The organism is Mucilaginibacter sp. P1_D10, from assembly GCF_056406215.1.
The window spans coordinates 80,963-95,268 of record NZ_JBFUAP010000001.1; the positions used below are offsets into that span (position 1 = coordinate 80,963).

Below are 14,306 nucleotides of genomic sequence, written 5' to 3' on the forward strand. Positions count from 1 at the left end.
CCCATAGCAAAGCTTTGTGCCTCTTTGCGTATCTTCCTTTGCGTTCTTTGCGGTAAAATTTTCACCACAAAGTTTACAAAGAAATGCACAGGCCAAATTTTTATTTGTTGTTCAATTAGGCTTTTTGTTTTGATACAGCCTTTTAGGCAAACGCCACAAATTTAATCATATTAAAATTAACGGCGAATAAATTCAAAACTGCCGTTAGGGGCCAACCTCATGATGGTGGATGGAACTTTTTTCTCCATGCTATGTTGGTCGATATCTACCACGTAATCAACGCCATTGATAACATCAGGACTAATCTTGCCGAAGTATTCCGGCGAAGGCTGCCCGCTGATATTGGCCGATGTGGATACGATGGGTTTGCGCAGTCGCTGTATCAATTGCTGGCAAAAAGGGTGGTTTGTTACCCGTATGCCCACGCTGCCGTCTTCGGCAATAAGGGCCGGGGAGAGGTTTTTTGCGCCGGGCATCACCAGCGTAAGCGGGTTCTCGGCAAATTCTATCAGTTGGTAAGCAATCTCGGGCACCTCGCTAATATAACTTTGCAGCTTGTTATCGGTATCTACCAAAATAATCATGCTTTTGCTTTCTTCACGCTGTTTAAGGGCGAATATTTTTTTTACAGCCTCGGTGTTAGTAGCGTCGCAACCGATGCCCCAGATGGTATCGGTAGGGTAAAGGATGATGCCGCCATCCTGCAACACCTGTAACGCCTTGTTTACTTCGTCCTTAAGCATGGGCATGTAGGGTTTTGTATATATTCATCATTTGCGCCGCTAAGGTACGGTCTTGAAAGCGTTGTGCATAATTCATGCCTTCGCTAATCATCTGCTGCCGCGCTGCATCATTGGATAATACCTCGTCAATCTGCCTTGCCAGCTCCTTTTCATCATCGGGACTAACGTAACGACTGCATGGCCCCCCTGCTTCTTCCAGACAGGAGCCTGTAGCAGCAATGACAGGGATTGCGGATACCAGCGCCTCTAAAACAGGTATGCCGAAACCTTCGTATCTGGAAGGGTAGACAAACAAGTGAGCCGATTGATAAACCGCAGGCAAATCGGCAAAACTAACCTCGTGCCTGAAAAGCATCCGCTCTGTTAAATTATTAACTGTGAGGAATGCTTTCACTTCATCCAAATAGGCCGTTGGTTTGCCCACCACCACTACCGGTATATTTGTTTTTAAATGGGGCAATGCTTTTGCCAGCAGCATCAGGTTCTTGCGCTCTTCTATAGTGCCGACGTTCAGAATGAATTCCTTAGGCAGATTGTATTTCTGCCTCGCGAGGGTCATTTGCGCTTCAGATTGCTTTATGCCGAACTCCGGCGCGCAGCCCTGGTAAATCACTTCTATTTTTTTGGGGTCGATGTGCAGCAGCTCCACCATATCCTGCTTGGTGCGTTCGCTTATCGCCACTACTTTATCCGCTGTTTTGCAGGCGCGTTTGGTTTTGGCGGTGTAGATGAGGCGATTTATCCGGCCATAATATTGTGGGAAACGCAGGAAGATAAGATCATGGATGGTAACTACGGTTTTGATGCCGGTATTGCCGATGCCCATCGGCAGCTCGTAGCTCAGGCCATGGTAAATATCCACTCCGTCTCTTTTTAAATCGCTTACCACGCCTTTACTGCGCCACAAAGCCGTAAGGTATTTACCGGCGGGGGTAATGGTTTTAATATTCGGGAAGCTATCGAAAAAATTGCGCCACTTATTGGGTTTAAGTTTTGGCGTGTAAAGCAGGTAGGTATTATCAGGATAATGCTGCGCCGTGGTTTTGATGAGCCAGCGGCTAAAATTGCCCAGGCCGGTGTTGTTTAAAAAAGCACGTTTGGCATCGTATCCGAGCTTCATTTAGATATGAGATGTGAGATGTGAGATATGAGATAGCTTCTGCATATCTCCCACTTCACTTCTGTTTAACACAATTTCGGTCTCAAATCTCATATCTCACATCTCAAATCTAATTACACCGCTACATTATTCTCCCTCAAAGCATCGTTCAGCGATGTCTTTTTGTCAGTAGATTCTTTACGGGTGCCGATGATCAATGCGCAAGGCACATTGTATTCGCCGGCTGCGAATTTTTTGGCGTAAGTACCTGGTATTACTACCGAACGGGCAGGCACGCGGCCTTTATATTCAATCGGCTCGCGGCCGGTAACGTCGATGATTTTGGTAGATGCGGTTAAAACCACGTTAGCGCCTAAAACCGCTTCGCGTTCTACATGCACGCCTTCAACAACAATAGCACGCGAACCAAGGAAACAGTTATCTTCGATGATAACCGGAGCAGCCTGCACAGGCTCCAGCACGCCGCCTATGCCTACGCCACCGCTCAGGTGTACGTGCTTGCCAATTTGCGCGCACGAACCTACGGTTGCCCAGGTATCAACCATGGTGCCTTCATCTACATATGCGCCAATGTTTACGTACGATGGCATCATGATAACACCTTTGGCCAGGTACGCGCCGTAACGGGCAATACCATGTGGCACCACGCGCACGCCAAGTTCTTTATAGTTGGTTTTCAGGGCCATTTTGTCGTGGAAAACGAAAGGGCCCGTTTTAATTTCTTTCATCTCCCGGGTAGGGAAGTATAGTATAACGGCTTTCTTTATCCAGTCGTTAGTATGCCAACGGTTACCGATTGGTTCGGCAACGCGTATCTCGCCTTTGTCCAGGCGTTCGATTACGGTTTCGATGGCATTGGTATATTCGCTGTAATTCAGAAGGTTCCTGTCTTCCCAGGCATCTTCAATCATTTTTTTAAGATCGATCATTTAGGTACGAAATAAATTTTGCCAAATTAAAGGATTTTTGGGGAGATTTGTTTGAGATAATTGTACTTGCCAGGCTTCTAAGGTTGTATCATAAGGTTATTTAGAAAATTATTCGAATAAAATCAGCTTTGTGCTCTTTGTGTTCCTCCCTTTGTGAATCTTTGTGGTAAAATTAAACACAAAGGGCGCTAAGATTTTTGCACAAAGGTCACAAAGAAGTGTTTCGGCCAGTTTTTATTTTGTTGTTCAATTTTGCGTTTTATTTTTGATACTGCCTCTCTATAATCTTAATAAATGAAATTATACTTTTCAATCATATTTACTTGCCTAACGTACTGCGCCCAAGCACAGACCGATGAAGATATCTGGAAAACCTGGAATAAGAACTATCCAAAGCAAGATATAGCCGCTCTTTTGAAAGTAGAGCGACAATACGCGGCAAGCGTGGAAAAAAACCCGAAAATAGCGCCTTATTACGTCAGGATGGCAAGTTATCGTTTTAAAGCAACCTTTTTAGGGAAAGTGCAACCGGTTGATGTGGAAGCGATACAGTCGATGCAACGGGTTTTTACCCTTAACCAAAGAGATCCTAATCAGGTAGCAACCCTTGTAGATTCGGTTGTGTTGATGAAAGTAGGCCTACAGCAAATATGGATGCCTATACAGAAACATTTATTGCCGCAATTGCGCAAAGAGGTTGCAAAAGGCGGCAGATTAACGTTATACTGCGCGTTCCTGAATGAACATACCACTAAAAATAAATTGTTCAACAACTTCCTCATCTCGGAGTTTATACCCGGGAAAGAAGAATACTAGTACTTAGCAAATTATTATGCCCGAAAAAGAAAAACTAAGAATTGATAAATACCTGTGGGCCATCCGCATGTATAAAACACGTACGCTGGCATCTGATGCCTGCAAGGCGGGCCGCGTAAAGCTCAACGGTACCAACATCAAACCATCGCACGAGGTAAAGACGGGCGAAACCTACCAGATATCTAAAGGCCCCGACCGGAAAGTGATACTTGTAGCCGGTTTATTAGAGAACCGGGTCGATGCCAAAAAAGCCGTTGATTACTACCAGGACATTACCCCGGTAGAGCAAACCACGGCCTTCAAATCGATGTTCCATGCCCCGGTACTGAAACGCGACCGCGGCACCGGCCGCCCCACCAAACGCGACCGCCGCGAAACCGACGACCTGAAGGATAATTTCTTCGAGAAGCCGGAGGAGGAAACGAAAGAGAATTAGGTGATAATAAAACCCCTTAAGATTTGACAACTTTCAAAAAGTTGCCAAATCTGATTATCTCTAAATGTTCCCGCCAAAAAATTATTCGCTCCTCAAGCTCTTTGTGGGATTAGCCAGTGATGCTTTTATCGCCTTGTATCCTACGCTTGCCCAGGCTATTGCTACAGATGTAAGTATCGCTACAATAAATATTTCGGGACCGATGGTAATCTTATAAGTAAAATCCTGCAGCCATTGATCCATGAAATAATAACCGAGGGGAGCTGATATCACAAATGCTACTACAATAAGCACTGTAAATTCCTTCGAAAACAAGTAAACGATGTTCCCCACAGATGCGCCCAGCGTTTTACGTATGCCCACTTCCTTAATGCGTTGTAAAGCCATAAATGATACCAGGCCGTACAAGCCAAGGCAGGATATAAATATGGCTATACCGGCAAATACTTTATAGAGTGTGGATAGTTGGTCCTCGTTTTTATAAAAATCAGCAACCGTTTTATCCAGAAATTGGTATTCATATACGCCCTCCGGGTAGGTTTTGTTCCATAAACCTGCCACGCTCGCCAGCGTTTGGCTTAAATTAGTGGGTTGCACTTTGATATTTAACTTTTGATAATAGATTTTCCATGGAGCCATCAATACAGGCGGGATGGCATATCGCAACGATTCCGAATGGAAATCCTTCACCACACCTGTTATCTGCGCCTTCTTTTTCTGGTCGTCCCATAACATAATGTATTTGCCGATAGCTTGCCTGGGGTCGGTAATGCCCAGTTTATGTATTAAAGTTTCATTAACAACATACCCTGATATAGTATCCGTTTTAGCGTATGGCCCCCCTGCTACAAATTGCATACCGTATAATTTGAAATATTCCGGGTCGGCCCATTTCAGGCTCGCGTTAAAATCGACAGGCTTCGCTGCATTGTCAACCCTAAAGTCGCTAAACCAACCGCCGTTGTCAGCCGGGCCGTATAAGCTAACGCTTATATCTTTTATCCCCGGTTGCTGTAGAAGCTCATCTTTCAGCGCATTTATCCTTGTCCGGCTAATGCTGTCTGCCGGGACAGGCACAGTAATCACTGCATCTTTATTAAACCCGAGCGATTTGTTTTTAAAATAATTCATCTGGTATATCAATACCAGGGTGCCGATAACCAGGAACTGCGCTATACAGAATTGTGTTACCACCAATACCCTACGCAGGGATATCCCGCTCGAGCTTCCGGCTTTGATTTTGTTTTTTAAAGCCTCGATTGGGTTAAACCCGGATAGTACGAGGGCCGGGTAAAAACCCGCCAGTAAGGTAACCCCAATAAGTACACCGGCTAAAAATGAGATTACTAATGGGTCTGCCAGGAAACCGCCGCTCAGCTGTATTTCCAGCAGGTTATTCAACAAAGGCAACGTAAGCCATGAAATTATGGAAGCAAGTATAACGGCAAATAACGTTATGATCAATGTCTCGCTGATGAATTGCAGCAGCAATTGGTAGCGGTTGCTGCCCAAAACCTTGCGGATGCCAACCTCTTTCGATCGGTTTACGGCCTGTGCGGTGGCCAGGTTGATAAAATTAACGCAGGCGATAATCAGCAGGAACAAGCCAATCAAACTGATTACATTGATGAGCTCCTTACCAAAGGGGTGACGGCCGTAAACACCTACCGCGGTGTTATAATGCATATCTTTCAGTGCCTGTAATTGAAAGATCTGGTTTTTATTGTAGGGCGGGGGCACATGCTTTTTTGCGAATGCTGCAAGGTTGGTATTAAACCGTTTCACATCCGTGCCTGCCGGTAAAATAATATAGCAATTCTTGTCGCTGAAGGTGCTTATCCAGTCTTTTGCATTGTTGGTAAAATCGCCTCCTTTCCCAATTAGCGTCAACCATGATACGGCCACTTTCATCGGGAAGTCGGTATTTGCCGGCGTATTCTCAATGATGCCGGTCACTTTAAGATCGCGTTTATTATCGTGCCGCACTATTTTCCCCATCGCCGTGTGCCAATCGCCAAAGAACTTGTCGGCTTCATCACGGGATAGTACTATCGTATTCGGCTCTGCTAAAGCACTGTTTTTATCTCCGGCAAGCCACTTAAAATCAAATATCCTGAAAAATGCAGGGTCGGCATAATAAGAAACATCCTCCTTAAATTTCTTTACATCGCTCCCATCGCTCCCTCCAACAGAATAATGTGCACCGTCGTTCAGCATGATGTTCGACATCTGCTTTATTTGCGGGAAGTCTAGCTTCAAGCCCTCGGTTAACGGCATTGGCGTCCCGGCGTTGGCGTTTGTTCCATCAGGGCCGCTGTTTACTGTAAGCACGCGGTATATGTTGTTTTTATTAACATGGAAGTTATCGAAGCTTGTTTCGAATTGCACCATCAGGAAAATGAGCAGGCATGCTGCGATACCTATAGCCAGGCCGGTAACATTGATTGTAGCATAGCTTTTATTGCGCATAACGTTGCGCCAGGCGATCTTGAAATAATTTTTGAACATATAACTGCGGTTTAATTTCTCGTTTGCCCACATTGGTGTGGTTTTACGATACGAAATTACCCTCGCAGCTGCCGGGTGTCGCTCCGAATTATAATATGGTCGCTCTTTTTTCAGTTCAGATTTGTATTCCGCAGGGCTTTTACCGGTCATTTGTTTAAATGTGCGGTTAAAGGTAGTTTTTGAATTAAACCCCGACTCGAACGCTATGCCCAGCAGCGTTAGGTGGTCGTGAGCCGGGTCCTGCATTTTACGGGTAACCTCTATAATGCGATATTCATTAACGAAATCATTGAAATTCTTTTTGAGGGCTACGTTGATGGTTCGGGACAGATCGTGCGCATTTATATCCAGCGACACGGCGAGCGAACTTAAACTTAAATCGGCATCCCGGTAAAGCCCCCTGGCTTCCATGGCTTTTTTTAGCCGGATGCCTTTTTGCTTCAAATCTGCCGGGATGGTTGGTTTTGCTACCGGGGCTGCCTGGGCAGATACCACAATTTCAGGTTTTAAAAATGCGGCAATGGCTATCCGGATCATCATTATTGCCAATAGCAGGTTTAAGATATAGCAAGCATGCACGGCAAGGGGGCTGCGATGATAAAAGGAAGCAATAGCGTAAGGTATCCATAGCAACCATATGATGCCGAAGCCCCTTATCAGGCTATGCAGCCACCGTAGCTTGTTGCGGTACCGATCGCCCCCGTTAAATTTTAGTTGTTGATAGTAGGTTTTTATATGCCTATGCGCGCGGTATATATAGATGATAACCGAAAAAAATATCAGTACCTGCAAGGCCGGATTCAACAGCCCAAAGATGCGGGTATCATAGGTGGCCGCGCCCGTTGCTATGCTTTCTTTCACCGCCAGTGCCCAAACGCCGACTTGCAGCAGTAAGGGGCTCAAATGCAATAAATCCTTCTGTCCGGATTTGTACCCAGGCGGGGTTATTTTGCGTACCCAAAAATAGATCATGGGGCCGAGTGCCGACAAATAGTTTAGCGGAAGCCGGCTCCATTGGCGGAAGTAGGCGCTTAAACCGATATCTATACATAGCACCCAAACCAAATGCATAACGACGATGAGCAAGGCCAGGCCGGCGAAAAGGTTTGCGTTTCGCCCCGGCCTGTTGGCAAACAATAATTGCAGGGCAAAAGTAAGCCCGGTAAAAATTGTTCCGAGGAACAGTAGGTCGTACAGGTTTATATGGAATATGTATGGATTCAAGTAAGTCAAAAACGTCAATTGCTGTTCCAAAGTTATAAATTACTGTAAATTAATATATTGTCTGGGTGGGTTTGATTTTTATTGTAACAAAACCGAACGATAAGGCGTGCGGTTTTGGAGGGCTGATGACCAAATCTTTTTAGGTAAAGTTAGGCGCATTTAGTGACTTGATATACTTAAGCACGAACCCGGCGAGGCACCAGTAACAGCCTTGCAAGTGAGATGGTACCGGCCACCCCACCAAACGCGACCGCCGCGAAACGGATGACCTTACGGATATTTTTTTTGAGAAACCGGAGGAGGGGAAAGAAGGACAAATACTACCACGTTGTCATCCCGAATTGATGCGGGAGGGAGATGTGTAAAAGCGATATTGGGGAATCTCCGGCGCATGCATTGGATATGCAAAGACAATCCATGCGCAGAAGATTCCTTACAAATGCCCTGCCTGGTACTTCCTCGCCGCAAAACTAGTGAGCAATAAGGCCAAAATAATAGCGGAAAGAATGCCGGTGAAAGCCAGGTTATGATGCATTGGCAGGCTGCCCGGGTAGTCGGCAAATGCTATGCCGTTCACAATGGCATAGGTGAGCAGGAAAAAGATAACCTCGAATAGTTTTTTGCCGCCACTCAAAATACCCGTGCCCACGGCCAGCGAAACCACAAATAAGGCCCCAATGATGAGGTTGATGATTGATAAGCCATCCATCACTATAACGTATCGCAACACCAGTGGGAACGCCAGTGCAATAGCTAACAAGAAACCGGCTATGATTTGGGCGGGTAACATCCGTTGTAAGGGTTTGTAAGATGCGTAAGTGAAGTAATGGAGGCGGTTAGTCTTTTCCTTCGTTACCAATTCTGACCAGCGCGTTACCTGTAAAAACCACAAAGCCGGGAGCAGGTACAAAGACGCTATAGGTAATGGCGCAAAAAGCATGCTTATGCTTAGGCCTATACTAGGCAACCACAACCATTTGTTCCCTTGTCTTATAATCAATAACAACTCGGTTTTGATAAAGGGAACTATGCTGTAATTAAATACAACCGGTGGCAACAAAGCACTACTTATACCAGCGGGAATAGCGGTGAATCCTTCAACATGCGGCATTACCGCTGCCTGCTTTTTCTTTTTGCCTGCTGCTTTCTTAAAATCAAACCTGTGAAAAAAGAAAGAGGAAAGGTAAACCAGCGCTACCGCAAAACTCATCCACAGCAAGCGGCTAAAAATAAAAAGAGCTGTCCAGTTGATGCCGTTCCAGGTGATTAACTGAAAGGGCCGGCGCTTGCTAAATATAAACCCGAATGATACCTGCTCTATATGTTGATGGAACCGGGCGTTTATCTCGCTTTTAATACTGCCTGTAACCAGGCTTAAACCAAAAGGATCGAGAAAGCCGCTGGGAGGCTCTGCGCTTTTGGTATTAAGCGAAGAGAGCGCAGCCCCGCAAAGGAAGAAGTATATGATAAATTGCAGGATGCTGCGCTTCCCTAAAAATACTTCGGCCACTACCGCTAATGCAGCTACCAGGAACATGGCCGGCAATACAAAAAGCAAGTAAGGTAATATAAAGTGAGCCAGAACAAGCGGATACCCGGCCCCGCGCAGGAAGAACATGAGTATGCTTACCGCAAACGTGCAAACGGCAATGGTGCAAAGCACAACAAAGTTGCTCAGTTGTTTGGCCAGCAGGTAGCTGAAATTAGAAATAGGCGTGGCCGCAATAATTAAACCTACTTCGGTATCGATATCTCTTTTAATGCTGTTATTTACCAGCAGGAAACCGTAAAAGGATAGCATGACAGCTGTCATGGTGGCTGATATATAGCCAACCCATGCGGCGTTATAAACACTTTTGAACCCAACAGCGCTCAAAGTTGTGTACGAAGCGCTTACAGGCGGTACAAAGAGGTAGGCCACATAAATGGTAATAGCCAGTGTAAGTAAAAAGGCATAGCTGCGGGTACGCTGCAGGTAATCGGCTTTTACAATGCTGTAAATGTATTGCATCGGCTTAAGCGTTATGTTGCGTTAACAATAGGTAGGCATCTTCTAAACCGGCATCTACAGGTTTGGATGCAGCAACGTTAGCCGTGTCGGTGCTAATGTATCGTACCCGGGTACGGTCCTTTTGGCGGCTGGTATCAATAACCTTGTACTTTGTTTTAAATGCTGCTACATCGCTACTCTCTAAAAGCACTTCAAATATCCGTCCCTTGGCCTGTTCAATAATATCGTGCTGGTAACCTTTGGTAATAAGTTTGCCACTTTGCATAATGGCTACTTCATCGGCAATGGTTTCAATATCTGATACGATGTGCGATGAAAGAATAATGATACAATCATCAGCCATCTCACTGATGAGTTGCCTGAATCTAACCCGCTCTTCCGGATCGAGGCCCACCGTGGGCTCGTCAAATATGAGCACCTTAGGGTCGTTTAGGAGGGCTTGCGCAATGCCAACGCGTTGTTTCATGCCGCCCGAGTAGGTGCCGATGGGCTTTTTGGCATCGGCTGTCAGGTTAACACCTTCCAGCAGCATATCAATGCGCCGGCGCAGATCCCTGCCACCCACGCCTTTCATGGCCGCAATGTATTCTAAAAATTCATAGGCATTTAAATTGGGGTAAACGCCAAAATCCTGTGGCAGGTAGCCCAATACTTTGCGGATGAAGTTAGGGTTGCTTACAATATCTACCCCATCTAAAAGTATAGTGCCGCGGGTAGGCTGGCTAATGGTGGCAATTATCTTCATCAAGGTTGATTTACCGGCACCATTAGGGCCAAGTAAACCTAATATGCCTTTATCAATGGTGATGGAATAATCTGATAACCCGGTTTTAGTTGCGTTATATTGCTTGGTAAGCCCCTTAATTTCTAATGCCATAGTTTGAAAATGAGTGCTGCTATGACATAGGCGTGCGCGGTGATGTTACATGAAGCAGAAAATAAACACAGGTAACATTGGTTACCTCATTCGGGAATCATTTTTTCCATATTTTTATTACTTTCTGCCATCCATCTAAATTCAGGTGAAGGGCGTAAACTCCGGTAGGCAAATTTGAAACGTTGAGCGATATGCTGCCAGAAACATTATGGAATTCGGTACTGAATACAAGGGCGCCTCTGGTTGCGTTATATATTTTAACCAGTGCGCTTTTGACGCTTTTACTCCCTAAATTAACGTTTAACACATCCTGAAACGGAATAGGGTAGGCTACTACGCTTCGCGACGTATTTATGGTATCTGCCCTGTTTATAAATTCCTGTGTAAACGGGTTGCTGTTGATGTTGAGCGCAGTTGTTTTAAGTATTGGCGTATCAGTAGCTACCATAAAAGTATTTCCTGTAACGGCGCTCCAGGCGTTGGCCGCATCTTTAAACTGCAGGTAAATGGTATGCTGCCCATTGCTTAGCTTAGACGTATTTATATAAGTGGATAGTTTAACTAAAGCCCTTGGGGCCGATAGGAGCTTTGTTATTTTATGTGCATCGTCGGCATCAAACCAGTAACGGTAGGCGGTTAATACACCGGGCTGCCCTGTCCCCGGTTTAATTTTATAGAAATTGCTGCTGCCCACGCTACTCCATACACCTAGATTATCTTTATAACGGTAATGGTAAATATGCGCGCCCACCGGTAATGAAACCGCATTCGCTTCGACGTTTATATCGATACTTTGCGATGCACTGAGGGGGACAGCTACTTTTGCAGCGTAGTTGCCGTCAAACCAATATTCGTATGATGTTATTTTCCTTTGCCCTGCGGGGGCAACAGGCATTTTATTAAACACCTTGACGATTATGCTGCTCCAAACGTTGTTGTTGTCCTTATAACGCACATACAAAGTATGCACACCGGCGGCTAAAAGTTTAGTATCTGCAACGCTGTTTATAGCCGAAATTTTTGTAGCGGTAATGGTGTCTGTTACTTTTTTTGAGTAGCTGTTATCAAACCAATATTCGTACACCACCAGGTTGCGCTCGCCGGTTGGCAATGGCGGGGATTTGTAAAATGTGTTGCTTATCACCGCGCTCCACCCGCCTTTTTTATCTTTATACCTCAGGTTTAGTGCGTGTGTCCCAATAGCGAGCCCATCTGTGGAGAAACTGGCGCTAAGGCCGGCAAAGTTTTCGATTCCGGAGGCGGCGCTCACTTTTGCTGCGTAGTTGTTATCAAACCAATATTCGTATGCAATCAGGCTGCCGCCTATACCCGTGTAAATGCTGTTAGTGCCGTTGCCAAAAAGGGCGATGCTGTGCTCGGGTGCCGTGTTCGAATTACTGCTTATAACCAGCGCGGCATTTTTTACACCGATGGTTGTGGGTAAAAACCTAACGGTGATCTGTTTGGTTTTGCCCGGTTGCAGGCTGAAGGGGAGTGTGGTTGCAACCTTAAAGGAAGACGCACCTGGGCCGGTGATAGACAAGGCCGACACCGTGAGCGAATCTGACCCTGTGTTTTGGAGGGTAAATGCATTAAACTTGAAGGAAGTGATATTTACATCGCCATAATTGAACGAAACATCGTTTGTAATTATCAGCGTTTTTGTTGCATGATCTACCGCAGTGCCCCTTAACTCAATTGATTTAACAGGGTTCTCTGCCGAATTGCTGGTGATAGTTAAAATATTCTTGCGCGCGCCTAAAGTTTTAGGGGCGTACCTTATAGTTACATCTTGGCTTTTTCCAGGGTCGATTGATAAGGCAGTTGGGCTCAATACCGTAAATTGGGTTGTATTTGCTATTGCCATGCTTGTAATTGACAATGGTGTTGAACCCGTATTGGATAATGTGATAACCTTATCGCGTGTTTTGCCTAACACCACATCATAAAAAGGCAGGGTAGCATCCGGCGAGACGGAGAATTGGGGCTTGGCGACAGGAGTTGTCTTGATAGTTAAAGTATACGGGAAGTTATAAGACGCATATTTATAAACGGGAACACTGTTGCGGTCGCCATGTTGTGCCTGCCCTATTACTTGTATATAATATTCGCCGGGATTAAGAACGTCCGGGACCTCATGATTAACACTAAATGATTGGCGTTGCGGGGGGGCATCATCCTTATTCAAAAGGCGAATACTTTTTATCCCGGTAAATTCAGGTGCCGATACATTTACGGTAATTGTAGAAAGGCTTTTTATTACTATTTTGAAAACGTCAGTATCTCGTGGATTCTCCGGAATACCCGGGACACCTTTCCCATAAGTTATAAAACCTTTTATCCTGCTATTAATCCCTACTTCATAAGCGGAAACAGGCTTATTGGGTTCATCGAGGCCGCGGAGTAAATTATAATAATCTAACGATTCGCCCACCACTCCCGCAAATTTTAGAGTTATATGGAACCTATTGGTCATCAATGTATCCCTTTCATCAAGGCGTTGACTGAAAATAGATACTATTCCATCATCACCCGATGGAAGAAAGGGAAATGGCGGTTTGTAATATGATACTATCCAGGTTCTTGGTATATCAGCATATTTGTTAAATCCACGGCCAAGATTTAATCCTTGAATCAGGTCATTTTCTCCGCCATTTCCATTAACGTCCTTAGTATAATAATGATCGGGAATCGTACTTTCGCTTGTAACACCGTTACCAAACAAATAAAGGCCGGATATCGTACTAAAAGCTTTGTCAAACGTGGCCCTCAAGTCTCTTACTGCGTCAGATTGGCCATCAACGCCTGGCCAACTCAATAAAAAATCCGGCGCTTTGGTTATGTCTGCGCCTTTATGGGGGGTGCCGATTGTGATAAGCTTTGCTACATCGTTATTGCTGTATGATTGGATATACTCGCGCGCAGCCAGCCCACCCATGGAATGGCCCACTAATATAACCTTGTTCGCTCCCGTTTTATGCTTTATCGAATCTATCGCTAAACTAAGGCCATAGGCTTGTTTAGCAATTGACGATTGATTGCTTTCGAGAGATAAATTTAAACCGGAGTCATGTACAAAATGCGGTAGTGCAACCGATTTTAAGATGCTCCGCTTTACCGACAACGTGTATCCAGTAAGGCCTGTCACCTTCATATATTCCGCACCAATCCTTATGATATCTCCAACCAGGAATTGTGCTGGATCGTCTATTTTAAATGATGTTGCCGTGCTCGAAAAAACCACTATGTTGTCAAATTTAGGCGAAACGGTTCCCACACTTTCGCCATTTGACCGGACGCTGAAGTTTATCGTATAGAAATCTGCTTTCGGAGGGTTTTTAGTAAACAATACAACGTCATCTTCCTTCCTTACGCTAAATGATGTTTCGCTTCTTGCATAGTTTAAACAGATATTTAAATTCAAGCCATTAGTAAGGCCTGCCTTTTCCAAATAATCTATTACATCATTATCCGGCCCGTCTTGTTGCCAGGTAGTATTATCCGAATTTATTCCATGAATAAAAATAATAGGATACGGCGTATTCCGTTGCGCAAAGCCGGGTGTCGCCACAAAAAAAGACAGCACAAAAACTGCAATAGAAAAATAGCTGAATTTTCTGATGGCAACGGTCTTCATCATTA

The 14,306-nt window shown here is 45.0% G+C and carries 9 protein-coding genes; 2 read left to right on the forward strand and 7 right to left on the reverse strand.

The genetic code is table 11. The features are described 5' to 3' along the window. Positions 1-176: 176 nt before the first annotated feature. From AC1DYT_RS00375 to AC1DYT_RS00385, 3 genes are all read right to left on the reverse strand, one after another. Positions 177-743, reverse strand: a complete 567-nt coding sequence (locus AC1DYT_RS00375) for an L-threonylcarbamoyladenylate synthase (RefSeq protein WP_477468088.1) — start codon at positions 741-743, stop codon at positions 177-179. Then, positions 736-1,863: a glycosyltransferase family 4 protein gene (locus AC1DYT_RS00380; RefSeq protein WP_477467684.1), complete on the reverse strand. Its 1,128-nt coding sequence runs from the start codon at positions 1,861-1,863 to the stop codon at positions 736-738. Before AC1DYT_RS00380 ends, AC1DYT_RS00375 begins: the two co-directional genes overlap by 8 nt. Positions 1,864-1,976: 113 nt before the next feature. Beyond that, entirely contained in the window at positions 1,977-2,792 is an 816-nt protein-coding gene (locus tag AC1DYT_RS00385) for a 2,3,4,5-tetrahydropyridine-2,6-dicarboxylate N-succinyltransferase (protein ID WP_477467685.1), read from the reverse strand. A 294-nt stretch (positions 2,793-3,086) separates the two neighbouring features. Here AC1DYT_RS00385 and AC1DYT_RS00390 point away from each other — a divergent pair, with 294 nt between their 5' ends. Then, entirely contained in the window at positions 3,087-3,608 is a 522-nt protein-coding gene (locus AC1DYT_RS00390; RefSeq protein ID WP_477467686.1) for a hypothetical protein, read from the forward strand. 16 nt (positions 3,609-3,624) lie between these two features. Further along, positions 3,625-4,044 carry an RNA-binding S4 domain-containing protein gene (locus AC1DYT_RS00395; protein ID WP_477467687.1) on the forward strand — a complete coding sequence of 140 codons (420 nt, stop codon included), beginning with the start codon at positions 3,625-3,627 and terminating at the stop codon, positions 4,042-4,044. Between the two features lie 81 nt (positions 4,045-4,125). Here AC1DYT_RS00395 and AC1DYT_RS00400 read toward each other — a convergent pair whose 3' ends face one another. The 4 genes from AC1DYT_RS00400 to AC1DYT_RS00415 form a co-directional block, all read right to left on the reverse strand. Continuing rightward, positions 4,126-7,806: an ABC transporter permease gene (locus tag AC1DYT_RS00400; RefSeq protein ID WP_477467688.1), complete on the reverse strand. Its 3,681-nt coding sequence runs from the start codon at positions 7,804-7,806 to the stop codon at positions 4,126-4,128. A gap of 403 nt (positions 7,807-8,209) precedes the next feature. After that, positions 8,210-9,787, reverse strand: a complete 1,578-nt coding sequence (locus AC1DYT_RS00405; RefSeq protein WP_477467689.1) for a hypothetical protein — start codon at positions 9,785-9,787, stop codon at positions 8,210-8,212. A gap of 4 nt (positions 9,788-9,791) precedes the next feature. Continuing rightward, positions 9,792-10,664 (reverse strand): ABC transporter ATP-binding protein, encoded by an 873-nt coding sequence (locus AC1DYT_RS00410; protein WP_477467690.1) that lies wholly within the window; start codon positions 10,662-10,664, stop codon positions 9,792-9,794. A gap of 97 nt (positions 10,665-10,761) precedes the next feature. Then, the gene (locus AC1DYT_RS00415) at positions 10,762-14,304 is read right to left on the reverse strand and encodes an alpha/beta fold hydrolase (RefSeq protein ID WP_477467691.1); all 3,543 of its coding nucleotides are present in this window, start codon (positions 14,302-14,304) and stop codon (positions 10,762-10,764) included. Positions 14,305-14,306 lie beyond the last annotated feature (2 nt).

Coding starts and splice junctions, on each gene's coding strand:
- AC1DYT_RS00375 (WP_477468088.1), bottom strand. CDS start 743: ATGCTTAAGGACGAAGTAAACAAGGCGTTACAGGTGTTGCAGGATGGC.
- AC1DYT_RS00380 (WP_477467684.1), bottom strand. CDS start 1,863: ATGAAGCTCGGATACGATGCCAAACGTGCTTTTTTAAACAACACCGGC.
- AC1DYT_RS00385 (WP_477467685.1), bottom strand. CDS start 2,792: ATGATCGATCTTAAAAAAATGATTGAAGATGCCTGGGAAGACAGGAAC.
- AC1DYT_RS00390 (WP_477467686.1), top strand. CDS start 3,087: ATGAAATTATACTTTTCAATCATATTTACTTGCCTAACGTACTGCGCC.
- AC1DYT_RS00395 (WP_477467687.1), top strand. CDS start 3,625: ATGCCCGAAAAAGAAAAACTAAGAATTGATAAATACCTGTGGGCCATC.
- AC1DYT_RS00405 (WP_477467689.1), bottom strand. CDS start 9,787: ATGCAATACATTTACAGCATTGTAAAAGCCGATTACCTGCAGCGTACC.
- AC1DYT_RS00410 (WP_477467690.1), bottom strand. CDS start 10,664: ATGGCATTAGAAATTAAGGGGCTTACCAAGCAATATAACGCAACTAAA.
- AC1DYT_RS00415 (WP_477467691.1), bottom strand. CDS start 14,304: ATGATGAAGACCGTTGCCATCAGAAAATTCAGCTATTTTTCTATTGCA.